General features: G+C 45.0%; 26 protein-coding genes. 24 read left to right on the forward strand and 2 right to left on the reverse strand.

What is annotated here, in order from left to right; translation table 11 throughout:
• Window positions 1–299 (forward strand): nitrogen fixation protein NifQ (locus H8K38_RS17505; protein WP_186886140.1); only part of this gene is annotated, 299 nt, incomplete at its 5' end.
• A gap of 824 nt (window positions 300–1,123) precedes the next feature.
• Here the strand turns inward: H8K38_RS17505 and H8K38_RS17510 are convergent.
• Complete coding sequence (locus H8K38_RS17510) at window positions 1,124–1,528, reverse strand: hypothetical protein (RefSeq protein WP_186886141.1); 405 nt, start codon at window positions 1,526–1,528, stop codon at window positions 1,124–1,126.
• 316 nt (window positions 1,529–1,844) lie between these two features.
• Here H8K38_RS17510 and H8K38_RS17515 point away from each other — a divergent pair, with 316 nt between their 5' ends.
• The 17 genes from H8K38_RS17515 to H8K38_RS17595 all read left to right on the forward strand — a co-directional run bounded on the left by H8K38_RS17515 (window position 1,845) and on the right by H8K38_RS17595 (window position 19,692).
• On the forward strand, window positions 1,845–2,057 hold the full coding sequence (locus tag H8K38_RS17515) for a hypothetical protein (RefSeq protein WP_186886142.1): 213 nt from the start codon (window positions 1,845–1,847) through the stop codon (window positions 2,055–2,057).
• 11 nt (window positions 2,058–2,068) lie between these two features.
• Window positions 2,069–3,199, forward strand: coding sequence for a serine hydrolase (locus tag H8K38_RS17520; protein WP_186886143.1), 1,131 nt, complete (start codon window positions 2,069–2,071; stop codon window positions 3,197–3,199).
• Between the two features lie 11 nt (window positions 3,200–3,210).
• Window positions 3,211–4,308 (forward strand): endo-1,4-beta-xylanase, encoded by a 1,098-nt coding sequence (locus tag H8K38_RS17525; RefSeq protein WP_186886144.1) that lies wholly within the window; start codon window positions 3,211–3,213, stop codon window positions 4,306–4,308.
• Between the two features lie 480 nt (window positions 4,309–4,788).
• Window positions 4,789–5,220 (forward strand): hypothetical protein, encoded by a 432-nt coding sequence (locus H8K38_RS17530; protein WP_186886145.1) that lies wholly within the window; start codon window positions 4,789–4,791, stop codon window positions 5,218–5,220.
• Window positions 5,221–6,327: 1,107 nt separating this feature from the next.
• On the forward strand, window positions 6,328–7,371 hold the full coding sequence (recA, locus tag H8K38_RS17535) for a recombinase RecA (protein ID WP_186886146.1): 1,044 nt from the start codon (window positions 6,328–6,330) through the stop codon (window positions 7,369–7,371).
• An 83-nt stretch (window positions 7,372–7,454) separates the two neighbouring features.
• Complete coding sequence (recX, locus tag H8K38_RS17540; RefSeq protein ID WP_255423061.1) at window positions 7,455–7,907, forward strand: recombination regulator RecX; 453 nt, start codon at window positions 7,455–7,457, stop codon at window positions 7,905–7,907.
• A 175-nt stretch (window positions 7,908–8,082) separates the two neighbouring features.
• Window positions 8,083–8,667, forward strand: a complete 585-nt coding sequence (locus H8K38_RS17545) for a DUF2889 domain-containing protein (RefSeq protein WP_370587115.1) — start codon at window positions 8,083–8,085, stop codon at window positions 8,665–8,667.
• Window positions 8,668–8,697: 30 nt separating this feature from the next.
• Entirely contained in the window at window positions 8,698–9,879 is a 1,182-nt protein-coding gene (gene sucC / locus H8K38_RS17550) for an ADP-forming succinate--CoA ligase subunit beta (protein WP_255423065.1), read from the forward strand.
• Window positions 9,880–9,897: 18 nt separating this feature from the next.
• Window positions 9,898–10,779 (forward strand): succinate--CoA ligase subunit alpha, encoded by an 882-nt coding sequence (gene sucD / locus H8K38_RS17555; protein WP_110255493.1) that lies wholly within the window; start codon window positions 9,898–9,900, stop codon window positions 10,777–10,779.
• Between the two features lie 190 nt (window positions 10,780–10,969).
• The gene (locus H8K38_RS17560; protein ID WP_186886149.1) at window positions 10,970–11,776 is read left to right on the forward strand and encodes a Stp1/IreP family PP2C-type Ser/Thr phosphatase; all 807 of its coding nucleotides are present in this window, start codon (window positions 10,970–10,972) and stop codon (window positions 11,774–11,776) included.
• 33 nt (window positions 11,777–11,809) lie between these two features.
• Window positions 11,810–12,409 carry an FHA domain-containing protein gene (locus H8K38_RS17565; protein WP_186886150.1) on the forward strand — a complete coding sequence of 200 codons (600 nt, stop codon included), beginning with the start codon at window positions 11,810–11,812 and terminating at the stop codon, window positions 12,407–12,409.
• A 203-nt stretch (window positions 12,410–12,612) separates the two neighbouring features.
• A complete protein-coding gene (locus H8K38_RS17570) occupies window positions 12,613–13,038 on the forward strand; it encodes a pilin (RefSeq protein WP_186886151.1) in 426 nt (141 codons plus the stop codon).
• 67 nt (window positions 13,039–13,105) lie between these two features.
• The gene (tfpZ, locus tag H8K38_RS17575; protein WP_186886152.1) at window positions 13,106–13,903 is read left to right on the forward strand and encodes a TfpX/TfpZ family type IV pilin accessory protein; all 798 of its coding nucleotides are present in this window, start codon (window positions 13,106–13,108) and stop codon (window positions 13,901–13,903) included.
• Window positions 13,904–14,012: 109 nt separating this feature from the next.
• Window positions 14,013–14,318 carry a hypothetical protein gene (locus tag H8K38_RS17580; RefSeq protein ID WP_186886153.1) on the forward strand — a complete coding sequence of 102 codons (306 nt, stop codon included), beginning with the start codon at window positions 14,013–14,015 and terminating at the stop codon, window positions 14,316–14,318.
• 38 nt (window positions 14,319–14,356) lie between these two features.
• Entirely contained in the window at window positions 14,357–16,771 is a 2,415-nt protein-coding gene (locus H8K38_RS17585; RefSeq protein ID WP_186886154.1) for a tetratricopeptide repeat protein, read from the forward strand.
• Window positions 16,771–17,892 (forward strand): DegT/DnrJ/EryC1/StrS aminotransferase family protein, encoded by a 1,122-nt coding sequence (locus H8K38_RS17590; protein WP_186886155.1) that lies wholly within the window; start codon window positions 16,771–16,773, stop codon window positions 17,890–17,892. Before H8K38_RS17585 ends, H8K38_RS17590 begins: the two co-directional genes overlap by 1 nt.
• Window positions 17,893–18,099: 207 nt before the next feature.
• Window positions 18,100–19,692 carry an O-antigen ligase family protein gene (locus H8K38_RS17595; protein WP_186886156.1) on the forward strand — a complete coding sequence of 531 codons (1,593 nt, stop codon included), beginning with the start codon at window positions 18,100–18,102 and terminating at the stop codon, window positions 19,690–19,692.
• A 166-nt stretch (window positions 19,693–19,858) separates the two neighbouring features.
• Here the strand turns inward: H8K38_RS17595 and moaC are convergent, their stop codons facing one another.
• A complete protein-coding gene (gene moaC, locus H8K38_RS17600; protein WP_186886157.1) occupies window positions 19,859–20,374 on the reverse strand; it encodes a cyclic pyranopterin monophosphate synthase MoaC in 516 nt (171 codons plus the stop codon).
• Window positions 20,375–20,396: 22 nt separating this feature from the next.
• On the opposite strand from moaC, the gene H8K38_RS17605 reads away from it, so the two are divergent.
• The 6 genes from H8K38_RS17605 to H8K38_RS17630 are packed head-to-tail and all read left to right on the forward strand — an operon-like array spanning window position 20,397 to window position 25,874.
• The gene (locus tag H8K38_RS17605; RefSeq protein WP_255423067.1) at window positions 20,397–21,983 is read left to right on the forward strand and encodes a M48 family metalloprotease; all 1,587 of its coding nucleotides are present in this window, start codon (window positions 20,397–20,399) and stop codon (window positions 21,981–21,983) included.
• 25 nt (window positions 21,984–22,008) lie between these two features.
• Window positions 22,009–22,746 (forward strand): WbqC family protein, encoded by a 738-nt coding sequence (locus H8K38_RS17610; RefSeq protein WP_222610910.1) that lies wholly within the window; start codon window positions 22,009–22,011, stop codon window positions 22,744–22,746.
• 2 nt (window positions 22,747–22,748) lie between these two features.
• Window positions 22,749–23,708, forward strand: a complete 960-nt coding sequence (locus H8K38_RS17615) for a glycosylase (RefSeq protein WP_186886158.1) — start codon at window positions 22,749–22,751, stop codon at window positions 23,706–23,708.
• 3 nt (window positions 23,709–23,711) lie between these two features.
• Window positions 23,712–24,668, forward strand: a complete 957-nt coding sequence (locus tag H8K38_RS17620; protein WP_186886159.1) for a hypothetical protein — start codon at window positions 23,712–23,714, stop codon at window positions 24,666–24,668.
• Window positions 24,658–25,137, forward strand: a complete 480-nt coding sequence (locus H8K38_RS17625; RefSeq protein WP_186886160.1) for a GNAT family N-acetyltransferase — start codon at window positions 24,658–24,660, stop codon at window positions 25,135–25,137. The genes H8K38_RS17620 and H8K38_RS17625 overlap by 11 nt, the downstream gene beginning before the upstream one ends.
• Window positions 25,134–25,874, forward strand: a complete 741-nt coding sequence (locus tag H8K38_RS17630) for a bifunctional 2-polyprenyl-6-hydroxyphenol methylase/3-demethylubiquinol 3-O-methyltransferase UbiG (RefSeq protein WP_186886161.1) — start codon at window positions 25,134–25,136, stop codon at window positions 25,872–25,874. The genes H8K38_RS17625 and H8K38_RS17630 overlap by 4 nt, the downstream gene beginning before the upstream one ends.
• Window positions 25,875–25,895 lie beyond the last annotated feature (21 nt).

Below are 25,895 nucleotides of genomic sequence, written 5' to 3' on the forward strand. Positions count from 1 at the left end.
TAGATTTGCGTTCAACAAAAAAGAATGCAAAACACGTTGACTGGCTGGCAAGTGCTGTTGCCGCCGGTTGTCAGGGAAGTCGCCATCTTTGGCAGGATTTAGGCTTATCTAATCGTGACGAAGTATCTGCATTACTACAAGAATATTTCGAACCACTTTACATTCTTAATATTCAGAATCTGAAATGGAAGCGCTTCATTTACACTCAATTAGGCATGCGGCTGGGTAAACCTGCATTACAACCACCGAAATGCAGGCAATGTGACCAGTTCGGGGTATGCTTTCCGCGTTTAGGATAATTACCTTTTCCTTGTAATTTGGTTCGATTTAGAGGTGATTGGGAGGTCTTGTCTTTGACTTTCACGCGTGAAACTGCTCTCTTGAGTGCAATAGAAGTTAAATCATGGAGTTATGAAATTTCTCTGACTGCGTAATAGATATATAAAGATACGATACGAACAAAAGGATATAGTAAGGACGTGCAGTACTGGATGTTGCAGTGTCCAAAGTTGACAATTACGAACGACAGCCAGCGCGTTGCTTCATTTGCAGCTGTAGAATCGGTGTGATGGAGCGGTCTACGCTACACTCCACATAGCTCAACATCATTTTGTCATATGCCTCCGCCCCTGGCACCACCTGTTCACCACGCGATGCAAGCACTTGAGGCCGGAAATGCTGGGTCGTCCAGTTCGTAACAGCTACGGCTGCGTCGTGCATAAAATCTCTACTGCAGCTCTGCCAGAATCTCGGATGTAAAACCGTTCTGTGTTAGTCGCATTGGTGGCGGAGGTGGGTCACGTGCCAAGAGTACCAGCGCTTTGTCCGTGACGCACTCTCCTCAGACTCGGCTCAGTAGAGCGGGGGGCACCTGAAGGAGTCAGACTCGCGACCTCGCAAGGGCGGCCAACGACTTTTGAGAGTTACGTCATTTGACGAACGCAAAGTTTAAGAAAAAGATCGTAATGTATTTTTTAGACAATTGAAAATCCAAACGCGGAATAGCCTTTTGGTACATAAAAATAGGAAGCATTAAAATAAAAGGGAAATTTTATTCCCCTTTTATCGTCTATCTGTCTGCACTGTCTGATCAGCAACGCATCATTTCATTCTGGTGACATCATCAAATTTTTGAAGCATCATTATTGCGTTTATTGACATCTTCTTTACGCTCTTTGCGGTCTTGTTTCAGTTCTTTTTTATCTTTGTTCAGGTCATGCTTTTCATGATTGATTTCGCGTTGTTCATGCTCACGTTTTTTCTCTAATTTCTCCGCGCCAGCAACGTTGCCATTTTTTACATCACGATCTTCTGCACGTTGATCAGCATTCCGTTCTTTACGGTCTTGAGCGATTTCTTTTTTGTCGTGATTGATATCGCGTTTATCTTTACCGATTTCACGACTCTCATGGCGAATTGCTTTGTTATCTTGCTTAACCTGATCTGTTGGTGAAGTACTAGGTGTTTGTGCAAAAGCAGAAATAGAGAAGGCAGTTGCCAATACGGCGAGGATGATTTTAGATTTCATGGTGATGGCTCCTGAAAGTGATTACTGGGCTTAAGCATCGTTAGCGTATTTGCTGAATTGCGATGTCTTGAGCAATTAACGGGTTTGAATCACAGTGGATGACAACATTATCAACGTAGTTGTAACGATATGTATTCCAGCAATGAAATATCGTCGTGTTTATAGTTCAGCATGCAAGCGGGCTGCGTAGTTTGAGAACGGGCCGCGGTCACGGTTATAGACCGGATTCGTCACATGCTGATACCTTAAGCGTATCTTCATCATGTTCCGGTGTTGATTGGTATAATTGATATCCTTTAAGTCAACGCCAATTCACATGCGTATCTCCGTCCTCTTTACTGTTCTGGCTTTGGCATCGCAATTGTCGGCCTGCAGCACCGCCAACATTTATGACTCCCTGCAAGATCATGAACACGACCGTTGCAGCGCGATGAGAGACCCTGACCGCACTGCCTGCATGAACCGCGCTTCGACCAACTACGACGATTACAAGAAGCAGCGCGACCAGGCCACTGACAAGCGCAACTAAGGTGCGTCAAGATGTCCCGACCGCTACGCATAGCGCCCGCGTGCTGCGCGCTGATCATCGGCCTGACGCTGTTCGGTACCTGTGCTACGTCACAGGCCGCCGCCGACGCACTGCCAGCCCCGGCGCAGGATGACGACACAGCCGAACGCGTGCGTGCCATCGACGCCATGCTGCAGCGTTATCTCAAGCCCGGCGTACCGGGCGCGGTGGTATTGGTAACCGACCATCGAACGCCGCTGTTCCGCAAAGCCTACGGCCTGGCCAAGGTCAGCGAAAACGTCGCGCTCGATCCCGGAATGAGCTTGCGTGTCGGCTCCATCACCAAGCAATTTACGGCAGCGGCAATCATGCTGCTGGTTGAACAAGGTAAGCTCGCACTTTCCGACAAGGTCGGGCAATACCTGCCTGCTTTCGCCGGAGCGGACAGTCCGGTCACCATCGAGCATTTGCTCACGCACACCTCCGGCATCCGGAATTACACCGAGCTGCCGCACTTCATCGAACGGATGAACTCGGATGTAAGCGTAGAGGATGGCATCGCCTTCTTCAAAGACGCCAAGCCGGAATTTGCCCCAGGTGACCGCTTCGCGTACAGTAATTCCAACTACTTCCTGCTGGGCGCCATCATCGAGCACGTGTCCGGTATGCCATACGCGGACTTCATGGCCCGCAACGTCTTCGAGCCGCTGCAACTGACGCATACCCGTATCGAGACTGCCGCCACTCCTGCCGACGTCGTCGGCTACACGCAGGAACGCCGCAAGGTGACTGTGTCGCCGGAGTACAGCATGCGCTGGCCTTACGCGGCTGGCGCGTTACGCACCAGTGTCGATGACCTGGCACTGTGGGATCAGGCTATCGTTCACGGCAAGTTGCTGAAACCCGAATCCTGGCAGCGGATGGTTACAAGTTACCGCCTGCACGGCATACGCGCGACAGGCTATGGCTACGGTTTCTTCGTCCGCAGCATACGGAACAAAGCTGCGATTGAACACGGTGGCGATATCGGCGGCTTCAGCGCCGACATGATGCGCTTCCCGCAGGAGGAAATTTTCATCACCGTGCTGGCGAATAATGACGCTGGCGATCCTACTCCAGACGAGTTGGTGGCAAAGATTGCGGCCATCGTCCTACCACGCTGAATGAGGTCATCATGATGGATTCACCTGTCTTACGTTTCTGTCTGCTGGTCGCCATGCTCGCGGCATTTCTGCAGGGCTGCACAGCACCGGAACCGGCCTCCGGCATAACGTCACTGGCGCAAGCATACCAGGGTAGGCTGCGGCTCGGCGCCGCTGTTGAGCCGGGTCAACTGAGCACGTCCGAAGGACGGTTGCTTGCAGCCCAGTTCAATAGCGTCGTGGCCGAGAACGTCATGAAGCCTTCGCGCATTCAACCCAGCGAAAACGAATTCAATTTTGCTCCGGCCGATGCGATCGTCGATTTCGCCCAACAGCACGACATGGCGGTCAGAGGCCATACTCTGCTTTGGTACAAGCGCACGCCGGACTGGTTTTGGTCTGGCAAAGACGGCCAGCCGGCGTCACGCGATCTGGTGTTGTCGCGCCTTCGGCAGCACATCGAGACAGTGGTAGGCCGCTATAAGGGAAAGATCTATACCTGGGATGTGGTCAACGAAGTCATTGATCCGGCCCAGTCTGACTGTCTGCGCCACGACCAATGGCTGCAGGTGGTCGGCCCCGACTATATCGATTGGGCCTTCCGCTACGCACATGCGGCCGATCCCAACGCGCGCTTGATAATCAACGACTACTCGACGACGCTGCCAGCAAAGCGCTTATGCCTGCAACGTGTGGTGCAAGGCTTGCTGGCGCGCGGTGTTCCTGTCCATGGCGTGGGACACCAGATGCATATTTCGATTTTCGAACCTGCGGTTGCAGAGGTAGATGAAACGCTGGTGGTATTCGCCCGCCTGGGACTGGAAAACCAAATTACCGAAATGGACATGAGCCTGTATCAACGCCATACCTACCTGCTGCCGGATTCCGTGGACCGTCTCCTGCCCGTACAGGGCCAACGCTATGAAGCGCTAATGAAAGTCTTTCTTTCCCATCCGGAACTGACGGCGGTGACATGGTGGGGTATCTCCGACGCCCATACCAGTCGTAACGCGGGCTGGGACTGGTGGCGCAGCGATGCACCCTTGCTCTTTGACAGCCAACAGCATCCAAAGCCCGCCTATTGGGGAGCATTGAAGGCCGTACAGGGCTTGTCGCCTGCGGCAAAGTAGCAAGCTCCGCAGATCAGGAAGCATGGCGGGTTGCGCAGGGTAGAAGTTACCGAAGTTGCCCGAAGGGCCAGGAGTCCTGAGCCAATCAGCAGCCGATTCGCTGCATGCCTCGATTTTCTCAGCACTCCGCCCCCATTCTCCAGTTATTCGAGGTGCCCTTAAGGATGAGTCGATGCAGAAGCAACGGAAAAAACAATTACTGATGAATGCCGCCTTACGATTGGCGCGCCTGTATTGCGGGTTAATTTTTTTGCGGCTGGCAGGGTTTGAACTGGAATGGCTGGTCTAGATTAACGGAGTACTAGTGGACGGCATTGACCCGGAATGTGCGGTATGCTTTGAACGACTTCCGCTTGCCGCGACAAAGCGTGAGCCCTCTGGGCGAGAAAGATGCTATTCTAGCCACAAATGGCCAGGTTCGGCCAAGAACAGACATCACAATACTTGCACTAGACGGGAAGTTTCGGAGAAGATGAGTATATGGACAACTTGTGGAACCAAGAAGTTACGAAACAGCTTATTTTTGACATTTATGGAAAAGACCAAATGCTGTTGGCCAGAGATAGCTTGGTATCTGTGGTGGAAAGAGCCGACTTTGCGTCGTTTCATATACACGAAGTGACTTTGCGTTGGGACCAGCATATTGGTGAGGTTCGTGACCTCAAAATGGGTGAGGTGCTAGCGCCCACATGTGATGACCGCAAAACCCGATATGCCAGTAGATTTCACGAAATCGGTGCGCATGTGCAAGCTTGTGTGCAGTCTCTTCACTCGTTCCCAGATATACTCAGCCATGCTTTGTATTATGGATTAGCTTTGGATAAAAAATTCAAGTTGAATGAAAGAGATATTAGTCATAAAGCAGTCGCAAAAAAAGCTTGCGCTGGACCAATCACTAGAGGCCCTCCATAAGATTTTCAATTTAATGGTCACTGAGGGAGAATTTAATTATCTTACTGCGCTTGATAACCACGGAAAGCACAGAAGCATAGTCAAAAGTGCAGTATGGTTTCATCTCAACCCTGATCCTAAGAGGGTTTCTCTGGAATTTCTTGGTTTTAATTATGCTGGTACACGGTATGATGGCCGCCCTATTCTTCCCTTCCTTATTGGTGAGTATGATCGCATGGATAAGCGTATGGTGGAGTGTGGAATCGAACTCAACAATATTCTCCAGCTGAGAAGATAGTCCTTGGGAGAGGTGCTGCCACGACTCCGGTGCGACTCAGCAATCGCGATCGTTTACTTATTGAAAATTTACCGACACAAATTGACCGCCACGGGTTGACAGGCGGCTTTGGGGCGAAAGCCGTCGGTCATATAAAATCATCATTCCAAATCACATGATCACTCCTGGCGTGTCGGTATCCGACTGGAATCAATGGACTACTGCGGATCGGAATCACTGCTGGAGAGGACCTGGAAAGGTCCGTACGGTGAGGATTCGTGTTGAGTTCCAGCGCGCGTAAAGTGGGGCGTAAATTGACAAGTGACGTGAAACACAGTGGTGATTCCACCACCGCGCACAAGTGTGCAAAGCCTAACTGGGTGGGCAAGCGGATACCATGCACAGTCGCATGTGTGCCAGTCGGCCTTGTGATTACGCTTAGGAGCATCGGCAGGCACAAAGTTAATTCTTGGGGCAGTGGTTTCTACTTTCGCTCCCGTTAAGCCATGTTCTCAGCACTGAGAATTCTTCAGGTTCTGGGAGGTAAGCCATGACCGCCCAACAATTCCTTGGAGAGGGGGGCGTCCACAAGCTACACTTGTGGACGGCAAAGCTTCTTGCCGGGAGATTTATCTAAGTCTCCCAAAAATTCAGACTTAGATGAATAAAATTCAGAGTTAAGTGAATTTCGACAATATTGGACAGCGGGTGTCGGTCCCGGTCAATGATATGTACATAAAATAAAAATCCCGCTTGCATAAATCACTGTTTTTTTATACAGTACTGTCAAACGCAGTTAATATTAATTGCGGTTTGACTTTCCACCCGCTGCTTATTGAATGAAAGAATGTATGGACGATAAGAAACCTGAAAACAGCTCAGAGAAGAGCAAGGCACTCGCCGCAGCATTGGCGCAAATCGAGAAGCAATTTGGTAAGGGATCGGTCATGCGTATGGCTGATGGCGCTGTGGTGGAAGAAGTGCAGGTTGTTTCCACTGGTTCGCTCGGTCTGGATATTGCCTTAGGTGTTGGTGGCTTGCCACGCGGGCGTGTGGTTGAAATTTATGGCCCGGAATCTTCAGGTAAAACCACTTTGACTCTGCAAGCGATCGCTGAGATGCAAAAGATTGGCGGTACTTGTGCATTTATTGATGCTGAGCATGCGTTAGACGTAGGTTACGCTCAGAAACTGGGCGTGAATTTAAATGATCTGCTGATTTCTCAGCCGGACACAGGTGAGCAAGCACTGGAAATCACGGATGCGCTGGTTCGTTCTGGGAGTGTCGATCTGGTCGTAATTGACTCAGTCGCAGCATTGACACCACGTGCTGAAATCGAAGGCGACATGGGCGATTCTTTGCCAGGCTTGCAGGCTCGTTTAATGTCCCAAGCTTTACGTAAGCTTACCGGTAGTATTAAACGGACGAATACGCTGGTGATTTTCATTAATCAGATTCGTATGAAAATTGGCGTTATGTTTGGCAGCCCGGAAACGACGACTGGTGGCAATGCCTTGAAGTTTTACGCTTCTGTAAGGCTGGATATCCGCCGTACCGGTTCTATTAAGGCTGGCGATGAAGTGATCGGTAATGAAACTAAAGTCAAAGTTGTCAAAAATAAGGTTGCGCCACCATTCAAAGAAGCACATTTTGATATTTTGTATGGAGAAGGAACGTCTCGTGAAGGAGAAATTCTTGATTTGGGTGCGGATGCTAAAATCATTGAAAAAGCCGGTGCGTGGTACAGCTACAATGGCGAGCGTATTGGTCAAGGTAAAGATAACGCTCGTAATTTCCTGAAAGAGCGTCCGCAGCTTGCGCATGAGATCGAAAATAAGGTACGTGAACATCTTGGTGTACCTTTGTTGCCTGCGATCAGCTCTGACGCAGTTTAACGATACTTACCGGTAATCGATTCAGGATAGAACAACAGCCGATAAGCCCTCTTTTAATGGGTTTATCGGCTTTTTTAATCGTGATGAAACAAAAATTAAGTCTTAAAGGCAGGGCACTCAGGTATTTATCTATGCGTGAGCACAGTCGCGCCGAATTATTCAGAAAACTATCTTCACACGCAGAAGATGGGGATGATGTCGATGCCATTCTTGACTGGCTTGAAGAAAATAATTTTCTATCTATAGAAAGATTTTCTGATTCGTTGGTCAACAGACGTTCGGGGCGCTTTGGGAATCATCGTATTCTGGCGGAGTTGCAAAGTCACAACGTAGATGCCATAGAAATGGATCGGATTAAATCCGAATTAGCAGAGTCAGAGACATCCAGAGCAGTTGATGTATTGCTCCGCAAATTTCCCCACCCGCCGTTGAATCAAAATGAACGCCTCAAGCAAAGTAGGTTTTTACAACAAAGAGGTTTTTCCGGGAAGTCTATACAACTTGCCCTGAAGACGGAACGTTCAGCCAATGATTAGCAAAAGTAAATCTCGGTTTCGTCATGCAAAAAAAATTGAGGCTAGATACGAGTTGCTTAATTAGCTGTGCTAGAATCCGCAGGTTTTTTGCAGCGCCGCAGGAGCGGCTGCTACCGTAGAAGCTGCGGTAGCGACACGCAATTGTGGCTAATTTAAAGTAAGCCGCTTAAAAGGCATGATGCCCTTATCTACTCCCAATATACAACGCACGTTGAAGCATACGCGTGCGATCAGCATATCCGCGTTCGCCCGGGACGATGGATTATGGGATCTTGACGCGCGTATCACTGATCATAAGACCCGTGATATTACGCTTGCGTCCGGCATCCGGCCGGAGGGTATGGCTTTGCACGATCTTCAGTTGCGAGTCACTATCGACTTGCAGCTAACTATTGTCGATGCGCAGGCGCTGTCAGCGGCAGTTCCTTATCCTGGTTATTGTGAAGCGATAGAGGCTGACTATAAAAAGCTTATTGGACTCAATTTGATGCAGCAATTTCGTCAGGGAGTCAAAGAGCGCATGTCAGGTGTTAATGGTTGCTCTCATTTAACGGAACTTGCTTTAGTACTTCCAACCGCTGCGATCCAGGCTTTTGCCGGCGATGTTATTGACACTCGCGATGGCGCCAGTAGCTCAACCGAATCTCAACAACCGTTTCAGCTTGACCGTTGCCACGCTTTGCGTTTGGATGGTCCGGCTGTCGTTCAGTATTACCCGCGTTGGGCGAAATCTGTGCCTAACGCAAAATCACCCAGCTAGTTTGTTTTTTAATTATTTATACCTCAGTGTCTGAAGGGAAGTCGTATGAAAATTCATGAGTATCAGGGTAAAGAAATCCTCCGTAAATTCGGAGTGACCGTACCACGCGGTATCCCATGCATGTCTGTTGAAGAAGCCGTTAAAGCGGCTGAAACTCTGGGCGGGCCAGTCTGGGTAGTCAAGGCGCAAATCCACGCGGGTGGCCGCGGAAAAGGTGGGGGCGTGAAAGTCGCAAAATCTCTGGAGCAAGTGCGTGAATACGCTGATGCGATCATGGGTATGCAACTGGTGACACATCAGACCGGCCCTGAAGGTCAAAAAGTTCGTCGCTTGTTGATCGAAGAGGGTGCCGATATCGCGAAAGAACTGTACGTCAGTATGGTGACTGACCGTATCAGTCAACGCGTTGTATTGATGGCATCGTCTGAAGGCGGTATGGACATCGAAGAAGTTGCAGAGAAGCATCCAGAGTTGATTCACTCTATCGCGATCGATCCAAGTGCTGGCTTGCAAGACGCAGAAGCTGATGATATCTCCCGCAAAATCGGGGTGCCAGAAGGTTCTATCGCTGATGCGCGCGTTCAATTGCAAGGTTTGTTTAAAGCCTTCATGGAAACAGATTGTTCTTTAGCTGAAATCAATCCTTTGATCTTGACTGGTTCAGGTAAAGTAATTGCACTCGATGCGAAATTTAACTTTGACGCGAACTCTTTGTTCCGCCAACCTGAAATCGTGGCTTACCGCGATCTGGATGAAGAAGATCCAGCGGAAATCGAAGCGTCTAAATTTGACTTGGCTTATATCTCACTCGACGGCAATATTGGTTGCTTGGTAAACGGCGCGGGCTTGGCGATGGCAACGATGGATACGATCAAATTGTTCGGCGGTGAGCCAGCTAACTTCCTAGACGTAGGTGGTGGTGCGACAGCAGAAAAAGTCACTGAAGCCTTCAAGATCATGTTGAAAAACCCAGGTCTGAAAGCGATCCTGGTCAACATCTTTGGCGGCATTATGCGTTGTGACGTGATTGCAGAAGGCGTGATTACCGCGTCTAAAGCAGTGTCATTGCAAGTGCCTTTGGTTGTACGCATGAAAGGTACAAACGAAGATATCGGTAAGAAGATGTTGGCTGACTCTGGTCTGCCTATCATTTCTGCAGACACGATGGAAGAAGCAGCGCAGAAGGTTGTTGCCGCTGCTGCTCAAGCTTAATTATCGCAAGGAATCACTATGTCCATCCTGATTAATAAAGACACTAAAGTTATTACCCAAGGTATTACTGGTAAAACTGGCCAGTTCCATACACGTATGTGCCGCGATTACGCAAACGGTAAAAACTGTTTCGTTGCAGGCGTAAATCCTAAGAAAGCCGGTGAAGATTTCGAAGGCATTCCAATTTTCGCGAATGTTTCCGAAGCGAAGGCAGCAACAGGTGCAACTGTTTCTGTGATCTATGTTCCACCAGCAGGTGCAGCAGCTGCGATCTGGGAAGCTGTAGAAGCGGATCTCGATTTGGCTATTTGCATCACTGAAGGTATTCCTGTCCGCGACATGATGATGTTGAAAGACCGCATGGCTAAAGCTGGCAGCAAAACAAAATTGCTCGGCCCTAACTGCCCAGGTCTGATCACACCAGACGAAATCAAGATTGGTATTATGCCAGGTCATATTCACCGTAAAGGTCGTATCGGCGTGGTTTCCCGTTCAGGTACTTTGACATACGAAGCTGTTGGTCAATTGACAGCACTGGGTCTGGGTCAGTCTTCTGCAGTTGGTATCGGTGGCGATCCTATCAACGGTTTGAAACATATCGACATCATGAAGATGTTCAATGATGATCCAGATACTGACGCTGTGATTATGATTGGCGAAATCGGTGGTCCAGATGAAGCGAATGCATCTTACTGGGTACGCGACAACATGAAGAAACCAGTCGTTGGTTTCATCGCTGGTGTGACTGCGCCTCCAGGCAAACGCATGGGTCATGCAGGTGCGTTGATTTCCGGTGGTGCCGATACTGCGCAAGCAAAATTGGACATTATGGAAGAGTGCGGCATTAAAGCAACGAAGAATCCATCTGAAATGGCGCGTTTGTTGAAAGCAATGCTGTAATTTTCTTTTTATTCAAAATAAAAGAACCGCGATTTTCGCGGTTTTTTTTTCGTACTCACACTTTGCTTTTGAGTATATGAAGTGCAAACTCAATACCTTAATGTTAAGCTAGCAACGATAGGCAATATTAAATAAACTAAACTTCCTTAGTTTTCTGCCCAGGCCTGTAATCAATGAGCGCTATTTATCGATGTCACATCAGTATGTACTAGAATTTGCTGCACTGTCTGATATCGGACGAGTCAGGAAACATAACGAAGATGCGATTGTTGTCTGTGCTGATTACGGCTGTGTTGTGCTTGCGGATGGCATGGGAGGATACAAAGCAGGAGAAGTTGCCAGTGCGATGACGGCAAAGATTGTTGCTGATTATCTCTGCGCAAAACTGGATTCAGCGTGGTATACGAAATTGGGTTTCCAATCGATTCATTTGTCGCGCTGGATCTCAGATGCTATTCATTTAGCAAATCGTCAGGTCGTGCAGACTTCGCAGGAAAATCCGGAATGTTTTGGTATGGGAACAACAGTGGTTGTAGCATGTTGTACTCAAGATAAAATTTTATTTGCACATGTAGGCGATTCCAGAGCATATCGCTATCGTAATGATGCGCTTGTAAGAATGACGGAAGATCATTCCGTGCTCCAGGAGCAAATCAATGCAGGTTTAATTTCAGAATCGCAGGCACGGTTTTCAACGATCAAAAATTTGATTACGCGTGCGGTAGGGACCCAGGAGAATATTGAGGTAGACCTGAGTGTGCATCAGGCAGATGAGACCGATGTCTATATGCTCTGTTCTGACGGATTGACTGACTTGCTTGCTGACGATCAGATACAGGACATATTGCGACAGTATGACGGTGATTTACCCGCGTGTTGCAGGGCATTAATTGATTGTGCAAATGAGGCAGGGGGCTTTGATAACACTTCTGTTGTTTTGTTTAAATTAAAGGCGGTATCGGGTCCGTCGTGGGTGAAAAAATTGCTATTCCGGTAATTTTTTGAAAATTGAATGAGTGAGAGATGATTTATGGCGAAAATAATCGTCACCTTTAATGGATTGGTGCAGCAAGAAGTCAGTATTAACAAATCCCGTATTACGATAGGCCGGCGCATTGGGAACGATATAGTTATTGACCACCTGACTGTTAGCGGTCAACACGCGGCGATCGATACCACGTCAAACGGCTCTTTCGTTCTTGATCTGGGTAGTACCAATGGCACATTGGTCAACAATCAGCCAGTCAAAAAGCATTTACTCCAGCACGACGATGTCATTGATATCGGCAAGTACAAATTACGCTTTCAGGTAGAGAAGAGTGCGCAGGTCACAGCAGTTTCCTCAGTTGTTTCTGCGCCAGTGATGACACAGGCTCCGGCGAAAATAAAAGTGATCAATGGTGCTAATGCGGGTAAGGAGTTGGTGTTGACAAAAGCGGTGACGACAGTGGGTAGCCCCGGAACGCAGGTTATTGCAATTGCAAGGCAAACGGACAGATATATTGTCCGCCACGTCGAAGGCAAAGAATTTCCGAAAGTGAATGGGCAACTGCTGTCAGATCAGCCACATACCTTACAGCATGGTGATGTGATTGATATCAGTGGCACTCACATGCAATTTAGTGTTTAGCCGTTGGTAAGGCGCATGTTTCTGACCTGAAATGTAAATAACTGACAAAAAATGTCACCAACTGACATGACGCGTCACTTTTTTCAAGTCTATGAAGCTCGCTAACGCCAATTTACTCTTGCGACTTAATGTTGCATAGCTGGCATACAGTTTGCTGTGAGTCGATCAGGGTCATCCTTTTTAATTGTTATCCGGAGAACTATATGAAATCTATGAAATTGGTTAAAAAAGTACAACAAGGTTTTACTTTGATCGAATTGATGATCGTTGTGGCGATTATCGGTATTTTGGCAGCAGTGGCATTGCCAGCTTATCAAGATTACACAACACGTGGTCGTGTTACTGAGATTTTGGGTTTGATGGCAGGTTTTAAGCCAACAATTTCTGAAAATATTGCTTCTGCAGGTGGGAATCTTGATGCTACAGCTTGTAATGGTGTTACTGATATTACAACTGCAACAACGAATACTGCTTCTGTTACATGTTCTAGTGGTACGTTAACTGGTACCGGAACAGCGAAAGCACAAAGTGCTGTCTTAAAATTGCAGCCTATAGTCGGTAGCGGTGTAGTTACTTGGAAATGTTCTACGACCACAGATAAAAAATACGTTCCTGCTGAATGCCGTTAATCTGGAAAATGTTGTAAAAACCCGCCTTTGGGCGGGTTTTTTTTATTGAATTACACTTGTAGTCGGTATGTCCGGATATAGTTCGTTTCTATTTTTATACGCAATGAATATCTACCATCATAAATTCAAAGCTTTTGTTTGTCATACGATGATATCTCTAATTGTCGCTGCATTGGTGACATTAGTAGTGAAGTTAGTCTGGTATCCGACTCCATATGACCAAATCTGTGGTGGTCTATCATTATTATATTTAGTTATAAGCGTTGATTTAGTTCTAGGCCCTTTATTGACATTTGTAGTGTTTGACTTAAAAAAGAGCAAGAGAGAATTAGTAAGAGATTTGGTGATTGTCGGGGTATTGCAGTTCGTGGGTTTGTTATATGGAATGCATACGGTTTTTTTAGCAAGACCAGTAGCAGTTGTTTTTAATGGAAAGCAGTTCGATGTTGTCACACAGGTTCAAATTGCTGAAGATAAATTACCTGATGCCGCGCCTGATTTCCGTCGATTATCACTGACAGGCCCTCGCTTGTTAAGCATGCGTGCCGCACAAAGTGAAAGCGAGCGTATGGAGTTGATGGTGTTATCTGTGACGGGGCAGTTAAGAGGTGTAATGCCAGCGTTTTGGCAAGACTATACATTATCAAAAAATCAGGTTGTGCGTGAAGCTAGTAGTGTTGAGGATCTGTATAAACAATATCCGGCAGATGATGTGTTAATTGACGCCCAGATAGCTAAATCTGGTCTTAATAGGAGTCAGGTGGTTTTTCTTCCAATTGTCTCTGCTCGCAATAGTTGGACCGTTTTATTGAATAAAGAGACTGCTGAAATGATCGGTTTTGTTCCCAAAGACGCATCCTTTTAGAGGAAATTTTAATCTTTTTTTGCTTGTTTTAACTTGTGATATAAGATGATAATTTTTTAATATGAATGATGTTGTCTAAGTAAATTTTTGAGGGAAGGAAGAATGTTTTATGTTGTTTGATTGGTTCAATGCAAGTAAGTCTAAGGAATTTGGCATTACTTTGGCAAATTTTTATGCTGAGCGCGAGAAAAAAACAGAATCAGGTAACAAAGGGAAAAAAGAATTTGAACGCAGGCAAAAAGAACTTCTCCTGAAAATGGAACAAAAAATTACAGAGTTCAAGCTGCAAAACAAGTTGAATGTGTATAAAAAAGCGCAGTTAGGTAACGTCTTTAAGTGGCAATTATTGGAAATTGGTTATACCGATCAGTATGTCGATGATTTGACCCAGTGGTTGATGCATCATTTGAAATAATTGAACTCAAGAATCATTCGACAATATCAGAGCTCTCAATGGAAAAAAACGGATTTTTACAACGAATTAAAAGTATTTTTGGAGCACGTTCTGACGCAGAAAATACTGTAAAGGTAGGCGATGACGGAGCCAAATTAATTCTAAAAAAGGGAAATGATTTGGAAGATCAGGGTAGCTTTGATCTGGCCTTATCTACTTATGAGCATCTGTTGACTATTCATCCTCAAATGGCTAGAGCGCACCTGAATAAAGGTAATGTGCTCATGAAAATGGAGCGTTTTTCTGAGGCTCTATCGTCATATAACGCAGCTATTGAACTTGATCCTTCTTATGCAGCAGCCCACTACAATAAAGGTAATGCGTTGGCAAAGCTTGAGAACACGCATGAAGCCATAGGTGCTTATAACATTGCAATCGGATATAACCCTGTTTTCTTTCAGGCATTGGTAGCCAAAGGAAATGCCCTGGTGGATGTAGATAAGCCTGAAGAGGCAATAGAGTGCTATGAGCAAGCATTAAAACTGAACCCACAATCGACAGACATTTATCGTAATCTGGCGAGTGTGTTACTGCAACTGAAAAAGCATGATAAGTTTATTGAAATAATAAACAATGCGATTAAGTCGAATCCTGACGATGCGAATTCATTTTTTTCCTTGGGAAATCTTTACCTGGCTAGCGGAGATATTGTTAATGCTCAGACAGCATTTCGTCAGATTATAAAAATACCATCTGTTAGCGTTGAGTTGTTAAATGCGGTTGGACGCGAATTAAATAGCCAAGGCGATTATGTAAATGCAAAAAAATCTCTTTTACGTGCTTTAGCCAATGACGATAGCGTCGCTGATGCTCATAATAATTTGGGCTTAGCTTACTTGGGGTTATTGCAACTAGATGATGCATTAAAAAGTTTTAAGGCCGCTGTATTTTACTCAGGTAATACACCAGATTACTTTGTAAACATTGGAAATGTTCACGCTGCCCGTGGCGACCTTGATCACGCGATTGAATCCACAAAAGAAGCATTAAAAATAAATCCTGAATTTTATCTGGCAGTCAACAATTTAGGATCTTATTATAAAGATAGTGGACAAATTGATAATGCAGTGGAAAGCTTCAAAAAATCAGTAGAGCTAAATCCAGAGTTTAATGGTGCATATAGTAATTATTTATTTTGTTTAAGTCATAAAACATCGGTGACTGCAGATGAGTTATTTAATGAACATTGTTTATTTGGAACTCAATATGAAGCCTCCCTCGGTGATAAGAAGTTTGAGTACGATAATACTGTTGATACCGAACGATTTTTAAAAATAGGTTTTGTGTCTGGAGACTTATTTAATCATGCTGTAGTGTCCTTTTTTGAACCAATTCTGGCATCACTCGCAAAAAAAACAAAATTACATATCTACGTGTATAGCAATAATCCTGTAGAGGATAACGTTACGCAACGGATGAAAGCGTATGTGCGCTCTTGGCTGAAAGTGGCTAATTTATCTGACGATAAGCTTGCAGAAATGATTCATGCCGATAAGATTGATATTCTGATTGACCTCTCCGGTCATACTGCATTGAATAGACTTTTGACGTTTGCAAGAAAGCCTGCTCCGATACAAGCAAGCTGGATCGGATACCCAGGGACAACTGGGTTGACATCGATGGATTATTACATCGGTGATCGTTACTTTATTCCGCCAGAAAAGGTAGCGCAGCAATTTGTCGAAAAGCTGGCAATTATTCCAATTTCAATTACGTTTCAGCCACAGCATGACGCTCCAGATGTTAACGCTTTGCCTGCTTTAAGCAATGGCCACATAACGTTCGGTAGTTTTAACCGGATCGATAAGATCAATCGGGAAGTGATTGCGCTTTGGGGTAAATTATTGAGAGCGATACCAAAATCCACAATGATTTTTGGTGGGTTACCAGCAAGAGAAAGTTGCCAGCAGTTGTTGAAATGGTTGGAGGAGGAAGGAATTTCTGAGGATAGATTGACGCTGTATCAGCGTACTAACATGCGAGACTACCTAGCACTTCATCACAAAGTTGATGTCTGTCTTGATACTTTTCCCTATACCGGTGGTACGACGACGAATCATGCGTTGTGGATGGGTGTTCCCACGCTAACGATGGTTGGTGCAACAATTTCGGGGCGGCAAGGAGCGAGTAATCTTTCCCATGTTGGTTTGCAGTCAATATTTGTTGCTGAGGGGCCTGACGATTTTGTCAGCAAGGGTAGTGCTATTGCCTTGCAACTTCGGGAACTGTCGGAAATTCGCATGGAATTACGGCAACGCTTTCTTGATTCTGCCTTTTGTCAGCAGGGACTGGTTGCAGATTCTTTCGAATGTGCTTTACGACATATGTGGAAACGTTGGTGTGAAGATCTAGCACCTGCAACATTTGAAGTAGTTAAGAAAGATACTCAGTTTGATATCAAGGAATTTATCTGATGCCGAAACATAGTGTCACCCCGATTTATGTGACCCGGCCCGAGTTACCTCCTTTGGATGAATTTATTCCTTATCTGGAGAAGATGTGGGAGAGCCGGATTTTGACTAATTGCGGACCATTTCATCAGCAGTTGGAGACGGCTTTGTGTCAATACTTAGGGGTGCCCAATATCTCTTTGTTTGCCAATGCGACGATTGCTTTGCTCGCAGCGTTTAAGGCACTTCATATCGAAGGCGAGGTTATTACAACGCCTTATTCTTTTGTCGCCACTTCGCACGCGCTACTGTGGAATGGTCTCACGCCGGTTTTTACTGACGTTGATCCTGTTACCTTAAATCTTGATCCTGACAAAATTGAGGCGGCGATTACAGAAAAGACATCGGCGATCTTGCCTGTGCATTGCTATGGACATCCTTGTGACGTCGAAAAAATTCAGAAAATTGCTGATAAATATAAATTAAAAGTCATTTACGACGCTGCCCATGCATTTGGCGTTGTGGGAGATCATGGCAGTGTTCTGAATGAGGGTGACCTTTCAGTTCTGAGTTTCCATGCAACCAAAGTGTTTAATACATTTGAGGGGGGGGCGATTATTTCAGCCGATCCCGCAATGAAACATCTGATTGATGATCTGAAAAATTTTGGGTTTGAGGATGAAGTCAGTGTGATTTCCACAGGAATCAACGGCAAGATGAGCGAATTGAACGCTGCTCTTGGCCTGCTGCAATTAAAGTATGTTGATCACGCAATTGTAAAGCGAGGACAAATCGATGCTCGTTACAGGGAAAAATTAAGTTCAATCAAGGGCGTCAGATGTCTGGATCGTAACGGACAACAACGCTCTAATTATTCATATTTTCCTGTGTTAATCGACGCTCACTTCCCCTTGAGTAGGGATGCGCTGTATCTGAAATTGAAGTCTTTTAATATTCACCCTCGACGCTACTTTTATCCATTGATTTCTGAATTTGAGATGTACAGTAAACTGGCTTCCGCAGATAAAGCAGGCTTGCCCATCGCTCACCATGCTTCCGAAATGGTGCTTTGCTTACCTATTTATCCAGATTTATCATTGTCAGATGTGGACAATATTGTCGATATTATTGCTGATGTAACATAAATTCAGATGATGTATCACTGCACTGCATATTGCTGATGCACAACATATGCAAGGACAGATGAAGAGCGCCTCCAACTATTGACCAACCTAATTAATTGACAAGTGATTCATCAACATCGTTTCCCCATATTGCTACTGGCTATGGGCGTGGTAAGTTCATTTCTGATTCCTTACCATCTACATCCACTTCGTTCCTACGTGAATGATGTGGCAATCATCGTTTCCTTCATTGTGGCGGCGGCCATATTAGCGAGGGAAAATGCATTTTCCTGGCATGGACATGCAATAACAAAATTGTTTCTGTGCTTTCCTTTATTGATGTTGATTCAATATTTGTTTTTTCAGCATCAATCTTGGGCAGATTTATTATTGCCAGTAGCTTATTTTTTTCTTGCTGCTTTAGCCACTGTGATTGGTACGTCTCTCTCTCAGAGTAGAAAGGAGAGGGATCATTTGGTGCTGATGATGGCGAGTGCATTTTTTATCGCCAGCCTGTTGTCTGTGGTCATTCAAATTCTTCAGGTTTCTGGGCTGTCTTTGGCACCTGTCGTAATGTACATGGGGAAAACAACGATTTTTCCTCGTCCTTACGGCAATATTGCGCAGCCTAATCAGCTTGCATTAATACTTTGCTTTGGCTTGGCGGGTATAATTTTTTTATATCGAGTACAGCGTTTATCCAACATACTGACTGTTATCAGTGCAATCATGTTGTTGCTCGGTCTGGTCATGACGCAATCACGCATAGGTTGGATTATCATTCCAGCCTATGCTCTCCTCTTATTGCGTAAAGATGAACATCCTAAGACTGTTCCCGGCGCTATTTTGTTGGGCTATGTATGTGTCTATTTTTTTCTCGTATTTTTTGAGTCTCATATTGTTGGATTATTAGGATGGCAGGGCGGCTCTGTGATTGAGCGCATTGGTGGTGTTCGTTCAGAGCGCGCTGCTTTGTGGCAACAAGCATGGTATATCGCATCGCATCACCCTTGGGTAGGGATTGGATGGTTTGGTTTTGGGGAGGAACAGGTGCGTATTGCCGCTAATTTCCCCTCATCTACTTATGCTGAACACAGTCATAATGTGGTGTTGAATCTTGCAGCAGAAATGGGCTGGCCGTTTACTATTATCCTATTGGCGTTTCTATCCTGGTGGGTATACCAGACATGCGTTTTGAGCGGGCAAAGTTTGGCTGTGCGTTTTGCCAGCTTTTGCTTATTGGCAGTCATGGTGCATAGCATGGTGGAGTTTCCACTTTGGTATGCCTATATTTTGTTACCTGTCGCTACGCTAATGGGTATGCTGCAACAAAATCGCTGGCCGGCAAACGGCGTGGTGTTACCTTCAGTGTTGGTTGTCAGTGGAGCATTGATTACATTGGCGCTTATCGTGGTTTTGAGCTTAGATTATCGTCGAGTAGTGCAGGCATTTGATGTATTAAGATCTGAGGGGGCTAAAAATCAGAAATCGTTACAGCAACCTGCTATCACCATATTTCCTCAGTTTTACGATTATTTTAAATTGATGAGTATCGTTCCCACAGAAGGGATGCATGATGATGAAATTGCTTTTATAGAGAGTGCTACGTACCGGTTTGGTTTTATGCATAATTTAAACAAACTAGCAGAGGTGTGTGTTTTGAATGGCCGGCAAGATCAAGCTATTCAGGTAATGCGGACATTACAACGCTTGCATCCAGATGGTTACCCGGAATATTTCGACTACTGGCGCGCTAAAGCAGCAATGGATCCGCGATATATGAATGTGTTTAAAAAAATGCTGCCACGTAACTCACCATAAATTTTCTATTGACCCAATGTCACCAGAACCAGATGTTCTTTGGATTCATCCGTTAATGGAGAAAGAAACTGTGGGCGGTCATTTTTACTGGTATTCACATGATCGGTAAAAATAACTTTGACCAAATGAGTAGCGCAACAGCACGCTGGGGAAAACGCAAGCTGAACTAGTTTTCCCCAGCATCATCAATCAGACTGATCCAGTCGCCAGATTTGCCCCCATGCTTCTCCATAACACGTATATCGCTCATCACCATTCCGCGATCAACGGCCTTACACATATCATAAATTGTCAATAGACCAATTTGTACTGCTGTTAATGCTTCCATTTCCACGCCAGTTTTACCAAACGTTTCAACTTGTGCGGTACAGCTTATCGTTGCTTTTTCTTCCATAATGTTAAAATCGACAGCAACCTTAGTCAGAGCCAGAGGATGGCACAAAGGAATCAGATCGCTGGTACGTTTTGCGCCCATGATGGCGGCAATGCGGGAAATTCCGAGCACATCACCTTTCTTTGCATTACCCGATTGTATGATGGCAAGTGTTTCAGGGCGCATGCGAATAGCGCCACTGGCAATTGCCACGCGATGTGTATCTTGTTTTTCTATAACATCGACCATATGTGCCTGTCCTGTTTCATCAAAATGGGTCAGGCCAGTTGCTGTAGTTTCTGTTGTCATAGCGTGAGGAGATCAGTTGAAGATGTTCGGAGTATATCCAGCAGTGCAGCATCATAGTGCGATCGCAACGAAAAAAAATGTGTTGCGTTTACGTTTCATGCAAATTCTGCTGGCCACAACACTTTGTTGTACTTCCTCAATATGCTCGGAGCTAGCGGTAGCGCAGAACCTTCCTACCTTAGGAGATACTGCACGCGAAGAATTATCACCACTCGCGGAACGTAAGTTGGGCGAGCAGATTATGAATGTTGTTCGGCGGGATCCAGACTATATTGATGATGGTCCTGTGTCCGAATACTTGAACCGGCTTGGCGATAAATTGCTGGATGCCAGCCCTGACGCGCGCGGTGAGCAGCGTTATGATTTTGAATTCTTTGCTGTACGAGATCCTGTGCTGAATGCATTTGCGTTTCCTGGTGGATTTATCGGTTTTCATTCTGGATTAATACTTGCATCACAGTCAGAGTCTGAGCTTGCTTCTGTCATGGGTCATGAAATTGGCCATGTCGCTCAACGTCATATAGCAAGAATGCTGAGCAGTCAAAAGTATGATGCGCTCATCCCCTTAGCCGCATTAGCGTTAGCCGTCCTCGCCTCGCGCTCCAGTCCAGATGCCGCCATTGCACTGGCTGCAGGCGGCCAAGGTTTGGCAATACAAAAACAACTCAACTTTAGTCGTGAGGCGGAGCGAGAAGCTGATCGTATAGGTTTTCAGATTTTGCGTGACTCAGGTTTTGATGCAAATGGTATGGTCAGTTTTTTTGGCCGGTTACAGGCTTCTACACGCAATTACAATGACAATGTACCAGCTTATCTGCGCAGTCATCCTTTAACCAGCGAGCGTATTGCAGATATTCAGACGCGAGTCCTGGATCAGCGGTATAAGCAAATTCCTGACAGCCTCGACTTTTTTTTGATGAAAGCGCGGATCCGGGTGTTGCAGGATCCGACAATACAAGGCTTACTGGATAGTAAGCTTGCATTTGATTTGCAAATGAAGTCAGAAAGAGTTGAGGATAAAATTGCGGCTAAATATGGCTTAGCTTTTATCGCGCTAAAACAATTAGATTATCTGAAAGCAGACAGTTTATACTCTGACGCTAAAAAACAAGTCGAAAAGAATCCAGTATTACAGCCCATTTTGACTCGTAGCAGTGTATTCAGTAGCCTTTCAATTGAGATCGCTATAGCTGAAAAAAAATATGATTACGCGATTCGTGAAGCCGAAAAATCGATAGAGCAACTTCCTTTGTCACGAGGACTCGTGTATCAATATGTGGGGGCTTTGCTTGCCGCACAAAAAGTAGGGCAGGCAGAAAGCTATTTGCGGGATCAGCTCGTTTTATATCGCCAAGATGCAAAACTACAGAATCTGCTGGCGAAAGTGTACGAAATCCAAGGTAAGCAAGCATTGCAACATATCGCCTTGGCGGAAGCATATGCAATTCAGGCGAATTGGAGGGCTGCGATGCAACAACTGAATATCGCAAGACTTGAAAAGGATGCTCAGTATTACGAGCAATCCGTCATTGATGCACGTGAACGAGAATGGTCGGTTTTACATAAAGAAGAACTTGTTGATGAAAAACGAAAAAAGATAGGGATATAAACTTCGTTTATGTTCTTGCTTACCTATGATTCATAATGAGCTAAAAATTGTTGGGAGAACAGATGTGAAAGTCGGGATAATGCAGCCATATTTTTTGCCTTATGTCGGTTATTTTCAACTGATTAGCTCTGTCGATATATTTGTTCTTTATGATAATATCAAATACACAAAAAAAGGTTGGATCAACAGGAACCGGATGTTACGCGATAATCAGGAAGTAATTTTTTCTTTGCCACTCAAAAATGCATCTGACCAAACTTACATTGCCGACCGTTTAATCTCTGACGAATTTGATGGAAAAAAACTGTATCGGCAATTTGAGGCTGCATACAAAAAAGCGCCATATTTCTCTGCCGTGCAACCTTTGCTGCAAGAAATTTTAAGTAGCAAAGAAAAAAATTTATTTCAGTTTCTCTCTGCATCCATAAAAGTTATATGCCACTACTTAGAAATTTCAACACGTATTTTGACTTCTTCAGACTTTGAAAGTCAACCTCAGCTCAGCAGTCAAGATCGTGTTATATCAGTCTGCAGAGACTTACAGGCAACGCAATATATCAATCCTATTGGTGGTATCGCTTTGTACAGCAAAGTTGCATTTATAGAGCAAGGAATTGCACTGCATTTTCTTCAATCTCGTTATCCTTCTTATACACAATTCGGTGCCGATTTTCTGCCATGGTTATCAATAATTGATGTTTTAATGTTTAATTCCAGAGACAGCCTGATGTCTCAGTTACCAACAGAGTTTGAGTTGATATAACTATGTTCCAATGGATCAAAAAAGGTAAGATATTTACTCCTCAGCAAGTGATTGGCCTGGATTGGCTGAAGGAGTTTGCACAAGCACCATCAACGCTTATCCTGGATGATGTCGTCAGAGTCTATTTTTCTTGTAGGCCATTACCAGATGTGAACGGGCAGTATGTCAGCCATTCTGCTTTCGTCGATCTGGACAGAAACAATTTATATAAAATTGTCCGCGTTTCGGATCAACCGATACTTCCAATGGGAGATGTCGGTGCTTTCGACGAATTCGGTATTTATCCAGTATCTGTCATAAAAAAAAATCAGGGTTATGTTGCCTACTATGCAGGATGGACCCGCTGTGAATCTGTTCCTTTCAATGTAGCGATTGGTTGTGCCGAGAGTGATGACGGGGCGAATTTTCAAAAAATAGGATCAGGTCCTGTGTTGGGATATTCCCTTCATGAACCATTTGTCATTAGTGGACCCAAAATCCGTTATTTTAATGGCCGTTGGTATCTATTTTATATTGCTGGAACCAAGTGGAAGATCGTTGCAGGCAGACCCGAGCCCGTCTATAAAATCCGTATGGCAGTGTCTGACGATGGTTTAAATTGGGATAAAAATAATCGTGATCTGATTGAGAGCCGTATTGAGGACGACGAGGCTCAGGCAAGTCCGGATGTGATTTTCTCGAATGGGAAATACCATATGTTTTTTTGTTACAGGCATAGTGAAAATTATCGAAGTAAAGAGTTTGGATACCGGATTGGTTATGCATCAAGTGAAAATTTGATTAACTGGACCAGAGATGACGAAAAAGCTGGGATCAATGTTTCCGATCATGGCTGGGATGCTGAAATGGTCAGTTACCCACATGTTTTCGAACTAGATGGAAAAATCTATATGTTTTATCTTGGGGACCAAGTCGGAAAATTTGGTTTTGGTATGGCGGAGTTAGATGGAATACTAGGGTGAGACATGAGATGGCGTAAATTAGGAAAAATTTTTGATCCTACGCAACATCATATTGTTGATAATGGAATCGGATTTGCTCAGTCGCCACAAACTTTGATATTTGACGACTTTGTCAGGATTTATTTTTCAACTCGCGTAGAAGATGCATCAGGAAAATTTCTCAGCAAGATTGCGTTTGTAGATATGGACAAAACGCTGAACAATGTTTTGCGTATTTCCAGTGACGACGTGATCGCCTCCGGGAAACTAGGATGCTTTGATGAACATGGTATTTTCCCTATGAATGTGCTAAGGGTGGGGAAAGAAATTTATGCTTATACCTGCGGTTGGAGTCGGCGAGTGGCTGTTTCCGTCGAAACAGGAATTGGAATTGCTATTAGTCGAGATGATGGTTTAACTTTTCAGCGTGTAGGTGATGGCCCAATTTTGAGTAGTTCATTACACGAGGCTTGTCTGATTGGTGATGGTTTTGTACTAAAAAATAATGGTCAGTTTCATATGTGGTACATTTTTGGTCGAAACTGGAAGCGCTACAGTGATAGCGTAGCACCTGAGCGCATATACAAGATTGGACATGCTGTTTCAGATGATGGCATTAACTGGCATAAAGACGGCGGGTACCAGATTATTCCTGATATTTTAGGGGAAGACGAATGCCAGGCATTACCAACAGTTTTGCAAATAGCCTCTCGATATCATATGTTTTTTTGTTATCGTGAGGCGACTGACTTTCGTACTAATAAGGCACGTGGTTACCGTCTCGGTCATGCTTGGTCAGATGATTTACAAACCTGGGAACGAGATGATCAGGCTTGCCCTTTGCCAGGTGCTGCTGGAGAGTGGGATAGTGACATGCAATGTTACCCGCATATTTTCCAATGTGATGAAAAAATTTACTTGGCATATAACGGCAACCAATTTGGTAAATTTGGATTTGGAATAGCGCAACTTGAACTCTGACGAGCACTTGCAATTATCTATAAATGGGTCAACGGTTATGCAGGTGTTGGCGCATTTACATGCTTGTGATCGTTGTTTCATACCTCCGTTAAACACCCGGGTTGATTTATTGGAGTATGCGGAAAAAATAGCCTTGCGTGCTACCAGATTTGAGGTGTGGATCGGCGGAGAGTTATCTGCGCTGCTAGCTTGCTATACCAATGATCTTGCTCGTACAAATGCCTTTATCACTAGCGTCAGTGTCATACCTGCGGCTCAGGGGCAAGGGGTGGCTGATGCCTTGCTTACAGCTGCGATCAATTATGTTCGTGATCAGCGATTTGAGAAAATTGAGCTGGAAGTCGCTAGTGAGAATGTCGCTGCGAGAAATTTGTACATTAAGGCTGGATTTTTCATGGTAAGCGAGCACAACGGCACCGAGACGATGAGACTAGCATTGCAAGAAAAATTTGAAAATGGCAATTTATGACGAGAAATTACAATCAAGAGACACAGGATGTTCAAGAAAGGCAGTACGCCTACAGCTTTGACTTCGATGTGATGCATCCATTCATGATCCGGACATTTTCCCCTTTTTTTAAAGTTGGGAAAATGCTGGAGTTGGGGAGCTATCAGGGGGCTTTTAGCTCGCGTTTGCTTGAACATTTTTCTTCTCTTACATGCGTGGAAGCTTCAGAAGATGCGATTAACGCGGCAGAAAAGCGTGTAGAAGGTCGTGCCAAGATAATTCATTCCACTTTTGAAAGTCTTGTATTACCTGAAAAATTTGAAAATATAGTCATGACACATGTGTTGGAGCATCTTGATGATCCCGTTCGTGTTTTGAAGCGTGTCAATAATGAATGGCTTGCAGATCGTGGGCGCTTTTTATTGGCATGTCCGAATGCCAATGCTCCTTCACGACAAATTGCTGTCAAAATGGGATTGATTTCTCATAATGCTGCGGTCACGCCAGCCGAAGAAGTACATGGGCATCGGCGAACGTATTCACTTGACACAATGGAAAGAGACGTTGTTGAGGCAGGTTTTCGAGTTGTTCACCGTACAGGTGTATTTTTTAAAGCTTTGGCTAATTTTCAATGGGATCGCTTATTGGCGACTGATGTAATATCTGCTGAGTATCTTGAGGGATGTTATCAACTCGGGCAACAATATCCAGATTTATGTTCCAGTATTGTTTTGGTTTGTGAGCGTCAATCGGAATGACTTGTGTGATTGCTGAATTCA

Origin of the sequence: Undibacterium sp. FT79W, assembly GCF_014284215.1 — a bacterium.
Lineage (GTDB): Bacteria > Pseudomonadota > Gammaproteobacteria > Burkholderiales > Burkholderiaceae_D > Undibacterium > Undibacterium aquatile.

Bases quoted from the DNA above. Each gene is read 5' to 3' on its own strand.
- H8K38_RS17510 (WP_186886141.1), bottom strand. From the start codon at position 1,528: ATGAAATCTAAAATCATCCTCGCCGTATTGGCAACTGCCTTCTCTATT.
- H8K38_RS17515 (WP_186886142.1), top strand. From the start codon at position 1,845: ATGCGTATCTCCGTCCTCTTTACTGTTCTGGCTTTGGCATCGCAATTG.
- H8K38_RS17520 (WP_186886143.1), top strand. From the start codon at position 2,069: ATGTCCCGACCGCTACGCATAGCGCCCGCGTGCTGCGCGCTGATCATC.
- H8K38_RS17525 (WP_186886144.1), top strand. From the start codon at position 3,211: ATGATGGATTCACCTGTCTTACGTTTCTGTCTGCTGGTCGCCATGCTC.
- H8K38_RS17530 (WP_186886145.1), top strand. From the start codon at position 4,789: ATGGACAACTTGTGGAACCAAGAAGTTACGAAACAGCTTATTTTTGAC.
- recA (WP_186886146.1), top strand. From the start codon at position 6,328: ATGGACGATAAGAAACCTGAAAACAGCTCAGAGAAGAGCAAGGCACTC.
- recX (WP_255423061.1), top strand. From the start codon at position 7,455: ATGAAACAAAAATTAAGTCTTAAAGGCAGGGCACTCAGGTATTTATCT.
- H8K38_RS17545 (WP_370587115.1), top strand. From the start codon at position 8,083: ATGATGCCCTTATCTACTCCCAATATACAACGCACGTTGAAGCATACG.
- sucD (WP_110255493.1), top strand. From the start codon at position 9,898: ATGTCCATCCTGATTAATAAAGACACTAAAGTTATTACCCAAGGTATT.
- H8K38_RS17560 (WP_186886149.1), top strand. From the start codon at position 10,970: ATGTCACATCAGTATGTACTAGAATTTGCTGCACTGTCTGATATCGGA.
- H8K38_RS17565 (WP_186886150.1), top strand. From the start codon at position 11,810: ATGGCGAAAATAATCGTCACCTTTAATGGATTGGTGCAGCAAGAAGTC.
- H8K38_RS17570 (WP_186886151.1), top strand. From the start codon at position 12,613: ATGAAATCTATGAAATTGGTTAAAAAAGTACAACAAGGTTTTACTTTG.
- tfpZ (WP_186886152.1), top strand. From the start codon at position 13,106: ATGTCCGGATATAGTTCGTTTCTATTTTTATACGCAATGAATATCTAC.
- H8K38_RS17580 (WP_186886153.1), top strand. From the start codon at position 14,013: ATGTTGTTTGATTGGTTCAATGCAAGTAAGTCTAAGGAATTTGGCATT.
- H8K38_RS17585 (WP_186886154.1), top strand. From the start codon at position 14,357: ATGGAAAAAAACGGATTTTTACAACGAATTAAAAGTATTTTTGGAGCA.
- H8K38_RS17590 (WP_186886155.1), top strand. From the start codon at position 16,771: ATGCCGAAACATAGTGTCACCCCGATTTATGTGACCCGGCCCGAGTTA.
- moaC (WP_186886157.1), bottom strand. From the start codon at position 20,374: ATGACAACAGAAACTACAGCAACTGGCCTGACCCATTTTGATGAAACA.
- H8K38_RS17605 (WP_255423067.1), top strand. From the start codon at position 20,397: ATGTTCGGAGTATATCCAGCAGTGCAGCATCATAGTGCGATCGCAACG.
- H8K38_RS17610 (WP_222610910.1), top strand. From the start codon at position 22,009: ATGATTCATAATGAGCTAAAAATTGTTGGGAGAACAGATGTGAAAGTC.
- H8K38_RS17615 (WP_186886158.1), top strand. From the start codon at position 22,749: ATGTTCCAATGGATCAAAAAAGGTAAGATATTTACTCCTCAGCAAGTG.
- H8K38_RS17620 (WP_186886159.1), top strand. From the start codon at position 23,712: ATGAGATGGCGTAAATTAGGAAAAATTTTTGATCCTACGCAACATCAT.
- H8K38_RS17630 (WP_186886161.1), top strand. From the start codon at position 25,134: ATGACGAGAAATTACAATCAAGAGACACAGGATGTTCAAGAAAGGCAG.